This window comes from Vibrio litoralis DSM 17657 (assembly GCF_000426765.1).
GTDB lineage: Bacteria > Pseudomonadota > Gammaproteobacteria > Enterobacterales > Vibrionaceae > Vibrio > Vibrio litoralis.
Window position 1 is genome coordinate 691,762 of record NZ_KE384567.1, and the last position, 7,658, is coordinate 699,419.

Below are 7,658 nucleotides of genomic sequence, written 5' to 3' on the forward strand. Positions count from 1 at the left end.
TTCTACTCCTTAAGCTACGTAACAGATGATTTCACCGCCAAGACCTGCTTTGCGAGCAGCACGGTCAGACATCAGACCCTTGGAAGTGGAAACAACAGCAACACCCAAACCGCCCATCACTGATGGTAACTCGCCTTTTTTCTTGTAGACGCGTAGACCAGGACGTGAAACACGTTGGATTTGCTCGATTACTGGTTTTGCTTGGAAGTACTTAAGAGTAACTTCTAGCTCTGGTTTTGCTTCGCCTTCAACAGCGAAATCAGCGATGTAGCCTTCAGCTTTTAGTAAAGTAGCAATTGCAACTTTAAGCTTTGAAGAAGGCATTTTCACAGCAACTTTATTTGCTGCCTGACCGTTACGAATTCGGGTCAGCATATCCGAAATCGGATCTTGCATGCTCATATGATTTACTCCAAATGATTAAGTGGCAATTACCAGCTAGCCTTACGAAGTCCAGGAATCTCGCCTTTCATGCAAGCTTCTCGAACTTTGATGCGGCTTAGACCGAATTTACGTAGGTAACCGTGTGGACGACCAGTTTGGTTGCAACGGTTGCGCTGACGCGATGCACTTGAATCACGTGGAAGAGCTTGCAGTTTAAGAACTGCGTTCCAACGATCTTCTTCAGATGCGTTAACATCACTGATGGTTGCTTTAAGCGCAGCACGCTTTTCAGCGTATTGTGCTACAAGCTTTGCACGTTTAGTTTCACGTGCTTTCATTGATTGTTTAGCCATAACAGTAACCCTTCACCTTATTTGCGGAATGGGAAGTTAAAGGCAGCCAGCAGAGCTCGGCCTTCCTCATCAGTGTTTGCAGACGTCGTGATAGTAATATCAAGACCGCGTACACGATCGACTTTATCGTAGTCGATTTCCGGGAAGATGATTTGCTCGCGAACGCCCATGCTGTAGTTACCGCGTCCGTCAAAAGACTTAGCGCTAACACCACGGAAATCACGTACTCGTGGAAGAGCGATAGAAATCAAACGCTCAAAGAAATCCCACATACGCTCGCCACGCAAGGTTACTTTACAACCAATTGGGTAGCCTTCACGAATTTTGAAACCAGCAACAGATTTGCGTGCTTTAGTGATAAGTGGCTTTTGACCAGAAATGGTCGCCATATCACTTGCAGCATTCTCAAGTAGCTTCTTATCGTTGATTGCTTCACCAACGCCCATATTTAGGGTGATTTTCTCAATCCTAGGGACTTGCATGACGCTTGTGTAGCTGAACTCTTTGGTCAGTTCAGCGACTACAGACGACTTGTAGTAATCATGCAGTTTCGCCATAGTAGAACTCCAAATTACTTAATTAATTCACCGTTTGATTTGAAGAAGCGCACTTTCTTGCCTTCTTCCAAACGGAAACCGATACGATCCGCTTTACCAGTAGATGCGTTAAAGATTGCAACGTTAGAAGCATCAATAGCTGCTTCTTGTTCAACGATGCCACCTTGTTGACCTAGAGCCGGTTGAGGCTTTTGGTGTTTTTTAACAAGGTTGATACCTTCAACGAAAACTTTACCAGTTTCGAGAACCTTAGTTACTTTACCGCGCTTGCCTTTATCTTTACCAGCAAGAACGATTACTTCGTCATTACGACGGATTTTAGCTGCCATTTTATTGCCGCTCCTTACAGAACTTCAGGTGCTAGTGACACAATTTTCATGAATTTCGCATTACGAAGCTCACGAGTCACAGGACCAAAGATACGTGTACCGACTGGTTGCTCAGTATTGTCGTTCAACAATACACAAGCATTACGGTCGAAGCGAATGACAGAACCGTCTGGACGACGAACGCCTTTACGGGTGCGCACCACTACCGCTTTCAGAACATCACCTTTTTTTACTTTACCGCGAGGAATTGCTTCCTTAACAGTAACTTTGATGATATCTCCGATATGTGCATAACGGCGGTGAGAGCCACCCAGAACCTTAATACACATTACTCTGCGAGCGCCGGAGTTATCCGCTGCGTCCAGTGTACTTTGCATTTGGATCATGTTAGTGCTCCGCTAAATATTAAAACTAGACCCATCTCGGGTCGGGCTGCCTCTTTATAAGGGCTGCGAATTGTACCACCGTTTCCAGAAGAAAGGTAGTCAAAAAATAAACGGCCCCAAAAAAAACTTTGGGGCCGCTTTAAAAGCCTAAAAAATAAGGAAAAATTAAATTTTCGATTTTTCTAGAACTTTAACCAATGTCCAAGATTTGGTCTTAGACAGTGGACGACACTCACGAATCTCAACTTTGTCGCCTAGGCCACATTCGTTGTTTTCATCGTGTGCATGTACTTTTGTCGTACGTTTGATGAACTTCCCATAAATTGGGTGTTTAACAAAACGTTCGATAGCAACAACAATAGACTTGTCCATTTTGTCGCTAATTACACGACCTTGAGTCGTACGAGTTGTTTCGCTCATTATGCGCCTGCCTTACTAGTCAAAACAGTCTTAACACGTGCGATATCACGGCGTACAGCTTTCAGAGTATGAGTTTGCTGTAGCTGACCAGTTGCAGCTTGCATGCGCAAGTTGAACTGTTCGCGTAGCAAATTCAATAACTCAGCGTTAAGCTCTTCAACGCTTTTTTCGCGTAGGTCTTGTGCTTTCATCACATCACCTGCTTAGTTACAAAAGTTGTTTTTATAGGCAGTTTACGTGCCGCTAGGCGGAACGCTTCACGTGCCAACTCTTCAGGTACACCACCCATCTCGTACATCACTTTACCAGGCTGGATTTGGGCAACCCAATATTCAACGTTACCCTTACCTTTACCTTGACGAACTTCAAGAGGTTTTTCAGTGATAGGTTTGTCTGGAAAAATACGAATCCAGATTTGGCCTTGACGCTTAACGTGACGCGTCATTGCACGACGAGCCGCTTCGATCTGACGAGCAGTAATGCGACCACGGCCAACAGCTTTAAGGCCGAATTCGCCGAAGCTTACATCAGTACCTTTCGCTAGACCACGGTTACGACCAGTCATAACCTTACGGAATTTAGTACGTTTAGGTTGTAGCATCAGTCGACTCCTTACTTACGGCTTTGACGTGGCTTCTTCTTAGGCTTGTCAGCCTTTGGCTCTACCGCGTTAGCGTCTGGCATACCGCCAAGGATTTCACCCTTGAAGATCCAAACTTTAACGCCGATCACACCATATTGAGTGTGAGCCGAAGAAGTTGCGTAATCAATATCAGCACGTAGGGTATGTAGTGGCACACGGCCTTCACGGTACCATTCAGTACGCGCGATTTCAGCGCCGCCTAGACGACCACTTACTTCTACTTTAATACCCTTAGCACCTAGACGCATTGCGTTTTGTACTGCGCGCTTCATAGCACGACGGAACATAACACGACGTTCTAGCTGAGACGAGATGCTATCAGCCACTAATTGACCGTCTAGCTCAGGCTTACGTACTTCTGCAATGTTAATTTGCGCTGGTACACCTGCAATTTTAGCTACAGCTGCGCGTAGCTTCTCAACGTCTTCGCCTTTCTTACCGATAACAACACCTGGACGAGCAGTGTGAATAGTCACACGGATGCTCTTCGCAGGACGCTCGATAACGATGCGAGATAAAGACGCTTTAGACAGTTCTTTCGTTAAGAACTGACGTACCTTGAAGTCGCCGTCTAGGTTGTCAGCGAATTCGTTGGTATTAGCAAACCATGTAGCATTCCAAGGCTTAACGATGCCAAGACGAATACCATTTGGATGTACTTTCTGACCCATTTGCTTACTCTCCTAGTCTCTTAGCGATCTGCTACAACAACAGTGATGTGGCTTGAACGCTTCAAGATACGATCCGCACGGCCTTTAGCACGAGGCATAATACGCTTCATGATAGGGCCCTCATCTACGAAGATTTTAGCGACTGATAGATCGTCGATATCTGCACCTTCGTTGTGTTCCGCATTTGCAATCGCAGAATCAAGTACTTTCTTGATTAACTCAGCAGCTTTTTTGTTGCTGAAAGTTAAAATTTCAAGGGCTTGGTCTACTGATTTACCACGGATTTGGTCTGCAACTAAGCGAGCTTTCTGAGGAGAAATGCGAGCAAAGTTATGTTTAGCAATAGCTTCCATTATTTACTCCTTACTTCTTCTTAGCTTTCTTATCTGCAGCATGGCCGCGATAGGTACGAGTTGGTGCAAATTCGCCCAGTTTGTGACCGATCATTTCATCAGTTACGAATACTGGAACGTGTTGACGACCATTATGGACAGCGATGGTCAAACCAATCATTGATGGAATGATCATTGAGCGACGGGACCAAGTCTTAATAGGCTTTTTGTCTCCGCTTTCCACCGCTTTCTCTACCTTCTTCAGCAAGTGTAGGTCAATAAAAGGACCTTTCTTGAGAGAACGTGGCATGGCGATTCCTCTTTATAGATTATTTGTTACGACGACGTACAATGTACTTGTCAGTGCGTTTGTTCTTACGAGTCTTGAAGCCCTTAGTAGGCATACCCCAAGGAGAAACTGGGTGACGACCACCAGAAGTACGGCCTTCACCACCACCATGTGGGTGGTCTACTGGGTTCATTACCACACCGCGAACGGTTGGACGAACACCGCGCCAGCGGTTAGCACCAGCTTTACCTAGTTCACGAAGCATGTGCTCAGAATTACCTACTTCACCGATAGTTGCACGGCCTTCAGATAATACTTTACGCATCTCACCAGAACGTAAGCGTAGAGTTACATATGAACCGTCGCGAGCGACAAGTTGAGCATATGCGCCAGCTGAACGAGCTAGCTGTGCACCTTTACCAGGCTTAAGTTCAATACAGTGAATTGTAGAACCTACTGGGATGTTACGCATCGGCAGGGTGTTACCTGCTTTAATAGGCGCATCAACACCAGATTGGATCGCATCACCGGCTTGAATGCCTTTTGGTGCAATAATGTAACGACGTTCACCGTCTGCATACAATACTAAAGCAATGTTTGCACTACGGTTTGGATCGTATTCAAGACGCTCAACTTTCGCTGGGATACCGTCTTTAGTACGTTTAAAGTCAATTACACGGTAATGATGCTTGTGACCACCACCAATGTGACGAACTGTAATACGACCGTTATTGTTACGACCACCATTTTTAGAGTTTTTCTCTAAAAGAGGTGCGTAAGGCTTACCTTTATGTAGGTCAGCATTAACTACTTTAACAACGTGGCGACGACCAGGGGAAGTCGGCTTACACTTAACAATAGCCATTTTTAACTACTCCTGTTACTCAGCACCGCCAACGAAGTCAAGGTCTTGACCTTCTTTCAAGGTAACGTAAGCTTTTTTCACGTCTGAACGACGGCCTTCACGCATACCTTGACGTTTGGTCTTACCCTTTTGTACTAGGGTATTTACAGACTTAACTTCAACTTCAAATAGCTTTTCTACAGCTGCTTTGATCTCTTTTTTTGTTGCGTTAGTCGCAACTTTAAAAACGATAGTGTTTGCTTTTTCAGCAGCCATTGTCGCTTTTTCAGAGATGTGCGGAGCACGTAGAACTTTTAGTAGACGCTCTTCACTGATCATGCCAGCATCTCCTCAACTTGCTTAACTGCGTCAGCAGTCATTAGAACCTTGTCAAATGCGATTAGACTTACTGGATCAATACCAGCAACATCACGTGCATCAACTTTGTAAAGGTTACGAGCAGCTAAGAATAGATTCTCGTCTACTTCGCTAGTTACGATTAATACATCGTTTAGCTCAAGATCTTTAAGCTTAGCAACTAGGTCTTTAGTTTTTGGCGCTTCAACTGAGAAGTTATCAACAACGATTAAACGCTCTTGACGAACTAATTCAGAAAGAATGCTTTTCATAGCACCACGGTACATTTTTTTGTTTACTTTTTGGCTGTGATTTTGTGGTTTCGCAGCAAAAGTAACACCACCTGTACGCCAGATTGGGCTACGGATTGTACCAGCACGCGCACGGCCAGTACCTTTTTGACGCCATGGTTTAGCGCCGCCACCAGATACTTCAGAACGAGTCTTTTGAGCACGAGTACCTTGACGAGCACCTGCTGCATACGCAACAACTACTTGGTGTACAAGAGCTTCGTTAAACTCACGTCCGAAAGTAGTCTCGGAAACAGTTAGTGCATCAGCACCTTTAACCATCAATTCCATTACTTACTCCTAGACGTTATGCTTTAACAGCTGGTTTTACGATTACGTTGCCACCGATAGCACCAGGTACTGCACCTTTAATAAGAAGCAGATTGCGCTCAGCGTCAACACGTACGATCTCTAGGTTTTGAGTCGTTACACGCTCAGCTCCCATGTGACCAGCCATTTTTTTGCCTTTAAACACGCGACCTGGAGTTTGACATTGGCCAATTGAACCCGGAGCACGGTGAGACAAAGAGTTACCGTGAGTCATATCTTGAGTACGGAAGTTCCAACGCTTAACAGCGCCTTGGAAGCCCTTACCTTTAGATGTGCCAGTAACGTCTACTTTTTTGATTTCATTGAAAAGTTCTACGTTTAGCTCAGCGCCAACTTCAAACTCTTCACCGTTTTCTAAACGGAATTCCCAAAGACCGCGGCCTGCTTCAACACCTGCTTTCGCAAAGTGACCAGCTTCAGGCTTAGATACACGGTTGGCTTTCTTAGCACCTGCAGTTACTTGGATTGCTGCATAACCATCAGTTTCAAGTGTACGCACTTGAGAAACACGGTTAGCTTCAACCTCAACAACTGTTACAGGGATAGAAACGCCTTCTTCGGTAAATACGCGGGTCATACCCACTTTACGACCGACTAGACCAATCATTATTTCTTCTCCCTTAACCTAGGCTGATTTGAACATCAACGCCAGCAGCAAGATCTAAACGCATCAATGCATCAACAGTTTTATCTGTTGGTTCAACGATGTCGATTAAACGCTTGTGAGTACGAATTTCGTACTGGTCACGTGCGTCTTTGTTGACGTGAGGAGAAACAAGAACTGTGAAACGCTCTTTACGAGTAGGTAGTGGAATAGGACCACGAACCTGTGCGCCGGTGCGCTTTGCTGTTTCAACGATTTCCGCAGTAGACTGATCGATTAGACGATAATCGAAAGCCTTTAGGCGGATACGAATACGTTGGTTCTGCATGAGACAGAGCTCCAATTAATTAATTACACAAACAATATCGCCACTCAACTGCGTAAGTTCGCAGGAATGCCGATTGATTTATGTGAAACCGTAGTGCCCTTATTGGGTACATTGTCAGTTAATTTCATCAGAAACTACTTAACTATTTCTAGATAACTAGACGACTAATTTTATTAACTGCGAACATAAGCTGAGTATACATTATGGCTAGTCACCGAATAATTCCTTAAGAACTAGGAGTGCTAACACGAATCCTCGCTGCTCATTGGTTCACAACTGGCTAAACCAGAGCCGTGCATTATACAGATCACATAATGGGATGCAAGTGGTGTTCGAAAATTAATCGCGAAAAGATAAGATACGGGATGATTTTATTGCTTAATTTCGGAGTAGGCAACAAAAAGGGAAGCCGAAGCTCCCCTTTTTCATACAGATTTGAGTCTGATATTAAGCGATAACTTTCGCTACAACACCAGCACCAACTGTACGGCCACCTTCACGGATTGCGAAACGTAGACCTTCGTCCATCGCGATTGGTGCG

General features: G+C 44.8%; 17 protein-coding genes. All 17 read right to left on the minus strand.

Annotation, left to right across the window (positions count from 1 at the left end; translation table 11 throughout):
* Positions 1 to 9: 9 nt before the first annotated feature.
* The gene (rpsH, locus tag K358_RS0116865; protein WP_027697918.1) at positions 10 to 402 is read right to left on the minus strand and encodes a 30S ribosomal protein S8; all 393 of its coding nucleotides are present in this window, start codon (positions 400 to 402) and stop codon (positions 10 to 12) included.
* 29 nt (positions 403 to 431) lie between these two features.
* Positions 432 to 737 carry a 30S ribosomal protein S14 gene (rpsN, locus tag K358_RS0116870; RefSeq protein ID WP_027697919.1) on the minus strand — a complete coding sequence of 102 codons (306 nt, stop codon included), beginning with the start codon at positions 735 to 737 and terminating at the stop codon, positions 432 to 434.
* 17 nt (positions 738 to 754) lie between these two features.
* A complete protein-coding gene (gene rplE / locus K358_RS0116875; RefSeq protein ID WP_027697920.1) occupies positions 755 to 1,294 on the minus strand; it encodes a 50S ribosomal protein L5 in 540 nt (179 codons plus the stop codon).
* Between the two features lie 14 nt (positions 1,295 to 1,308).
* Positions 1,309 to 1,623: a 50S ribosomal protein L24 gene (rplX, locus tag K358_RS0116880; RefSeq protein WP_027697921.1), complete on the minus strand. Its 315-nt coding sequence runs from the start codon at positions 1,621 to 1,623 to the stop codon at positions 1,309 to 1,311.
* Between the two features lie 14 nt (positions 1,624 to 1,637).
* Positions 1,638 to 2,009 (minus strand): 50S ribosomal protein L14, encoded by a 372-nt coding sequence (gene rplN / locus K358_RS0116885; RefSeq protein WP_017026385.1) that lies wholly within the window; start codon positions 2,007 to 2,009, stop codon positions 1,638 to 1,640.
* 165 nt (positions 2,010 to 2,174) lie between these two features.
* Entirely contained in the window at positions 2,175 to 2,429 is a 255-nt protein-coding gene (gene rpsQ / locus K358_RS0116890) for a 30S ribosomal protein S17 (protein WP_027697922.1), read from the minus strand.
* Positions 2,429 to 2,620 carry a 50S ribosomal protein L29 gene (gene rpmC / locus K358_RS0116895; protein ID WP_017026387.1) on the minus strand — a complete coding sequence of 64 codons (192 nt, stop codon included), beginning with the start codon at positions 2,618 to 2,620 and terminating at the stop codon, positions 2,429 to 2,431. The genes rpsQ and rpmC overlap by 1 nt, the downstream gene beginning before the upstream one ends.
* Positions 2,620 to 3,030 carry a 50S ribosomal protein L16 gene (gene rplP / locus K358_RS0116900; protein ID WP_027697923.1) on the minus strand — a complete coding sequence of 137 codons (411 nt, stop codon included), beginning with the start codon at positions 3,028 to 3,030 and terminating at the stop codon, positions 2,620 to 2,622. The genes rpmC and rplP overlap by 1 nt, the downstream gene beginning before the upstream one ends.
* An 11-nt stretch (positions 3,031 to 3,041) precedes the next feature.
* Positions 3,042 to 3,743, minus strand: coding sequence for a 30S ribosomal protein S3 (rpsC, locus tag K358_RS0116905; protein ID WP_017026389.1), 702 nt, complete (start codon positions 3,741 to 3,743; stop codon positions 3,042 to 3,044).
* Positions 3,744 to 3,763: 20 nt separating this feature from the next.
* Positions 3,764 to 4,096, minus strand: a complete 333-nt coding sequence (rplV, locus tag K358_RS0116910; RefSeq protein ID WP_027697924.1) for a 50S ribosomal protein L22 — start codon at positions 4,094 to 4,096, stop codon at positions 3,764 to 3,766.
* A gap of 10 nt (positions 4,097 to 4,106) precedes the next feature.
* On the minus strand, positions 4,107 to 4,385 hold the full coding sequence (rpsS, locus tag K358_RS0116915; RefSeq protein WP_004398469.1) for a 30S ribosomal protein S19: 279 nt from the start codon (positions 4,383 to 4,385) through the stop codon (positions 4,107 to 4,109).
* A gap of 19 nt (positions 4,386 to 4,404) precedes the next feature.
* Positions 4,405 to 5,229, minus strand: coding sequence for a 50S ribosomal protein L2 (rplB, locus tag K358_RS0116920; protein ID WP_017026391.1), 825 nt, complete (start codon positions 5,227 to 5,229; stop codon positions 4,405 to 4,407).
* Between the two features lie 15 nt (positions 5,230 to 5,244).
* Complete coding sequence (gene rplW / locus K358_RS0116925; RefSeq protein ID WP_027697925.1) at positions 5,245 to 5,547, minus strand: 50S ribosomal protein L23; 303 nt, start codon at positions 5,545 to 5,547, stop codon at positions 5,245 to 5,247.
* Positions 5,544 to 6,146 (minus strand): 50S ribosomal protein L4, encoded by a 603-nt coding sequence (rplD, locus tag K358_RS0116930; protein ID WP_027697926.1) that lies wholly within the window; start codon positions 6,144 to 6,146, stop codon positions 5,544 to 5,546. The genes rplW and rplD overlap by 4 nt, the downstream gene beginning before the upstream one ends.
* A gap of 16 nt (positions 6,147 to 6,162) precedes the next feature.
* Positions 6,163 to 6,792 (minus strand): 50S ribosomal protein L3, encoded by a 630-nt coding sequence (gene rplC, locus K358_RS0116935; protein WP_027697927.1) that lies wholly within the window; start codon positions 6,790 to 6,792, stop codon positions 6,163 to 6,165.
* A gap of 13 nt (positions 6,793 to 6,805) precedes the next feature.
* Positions 6,806 to 7,117: a 30S ribosomal protein S10 gene (rpsJ, locus tag K358_RS0116940; protein ID WP_017026395.1), complete on the minus strand. Its 312-nt coding sequence runs from the start codon at positions 7,115 to 7,117 to the stop codon at positions 6,806 to 6,808.
* A 447-nt stretch (positions 7,118 to 7,564) separates the two neighbouring features.
* Positions 7,565 to 7,658 (minus strand): EF-Tu C-terminal domain-related protein (locus K358_RS19115; protein WP_083962850.1); only part of this gene is annotated, 94 nt, incomplete at its 5' end.

Excerpts from the sequence above, each read along its gene's own strand:
- rpsH (WP_027697918.1), bottom strand. The coding sequence starts at position 402 with ATGAGCATGCAAGATCCGATTTCGGATATGCTGACCCGAATTCGTAAC.
- rpsN (WP_027697919.1), bottom strand. The coding sequence starts at position 737 with ATGGCTAAACAATCAATGAAAGCACGTGAAACTAAACGTGCAAAGCTT.
- rplE (WP_027697920.1), bottom strand. The coding sequence starts at position 1,294 with ATGGCGAAACTGCATGATTACTACAAGTCGTCTGTAGTCGCTGAACTG.
- rplX (WP_027697921.1), bottom strand. The coding sequence starts at position 1,623 with ATGGCAGCTAAAATCCGTCGTAATGACGAAGTAATCGTTCTTGCTGGT.
- rplN (WP_017026385.1), bottom strand. The coding sequence starts at position 2,009 with ATGATCCAAATGCAAAGTACACTGGACGCAGCGGATAACTCCGGCGCT.
- rpsQ (WP_027697922.1), bottom strand. The coding sequence starts at position 2,429 with ATGAGCGAAACAACTCGTACGACTCAAGGTCGTGTAATTAGCGACAAA.
- rpmC (WP_017026387.1), bottom strand. The coding sequence starts at position 2,620 with ATGAAAGCACAAGACCTACGCGAAAAAAGCGTTGAAGAGCTTAACGCT.
- rplP (WP_027697923.1), bottom strand. The coding sequence starts at position 3,030 with ATGCTACAACCTAAACGTACTAAATTCCGTAAGGTTATGACTGGTCGT.
- rpsC (WP_017026389.1), bottom strand. The coding sequence starts at position 3,743 with ATGGGTCAGAAAGTACATCCAAATGGTATTCGTCTTGGCATCGTTAAG.
- rplV (WP_027697924.1), bottom strand. The coding sequence starts at position 4,096 with ATGGAAGCTATTGCTAAACATAACTTTGCTCGCATTTCTCCTCAGAAA.
- rpsS (WP_004398469.1), bottom strand. The coding sequence starts at position 4,385 with ATGCCACGTTCTCTCAAGAAAGGTCCTTTTATTGACCTACACTTGCTG.
- rplB (WP_017026391.1), bottom strand. The coding sequence starts at position 5,229 with ATGGCTATTGTTAAGTGTAAGCCGACTTCCCCTGGTCGTCGCCACGTT.
- rplW (WP_027697925.1), bottom strand. The coding sequence starts at position 5,547 with ATGATCAGTGAAGAGCGTCTACTAAAAGTTCTACGTGCTCCGCACATC.
- rplD (WP_027697926.1), bottom strand. The coding sequence starts at position 6,146 with ATGGAATTGATGGTTAAAGGTGCTGATGCACTAACTGTTTCCGAGACT.
- rplC (WP_027697927.1), bottom strand. The coding sequence starts at position 6,792 with ATGATTGGTCTAGTCGGTCGTAAAGTGGGTATGACCCGCGTATTTACC.
- rpsJ (WP_017026395.1), bottom strand. The coding sequence starts at position 7,117 with ATGCAGAACCAACGTATTCGTATCCGCCTAAAGGCTTTCGATTATCGT.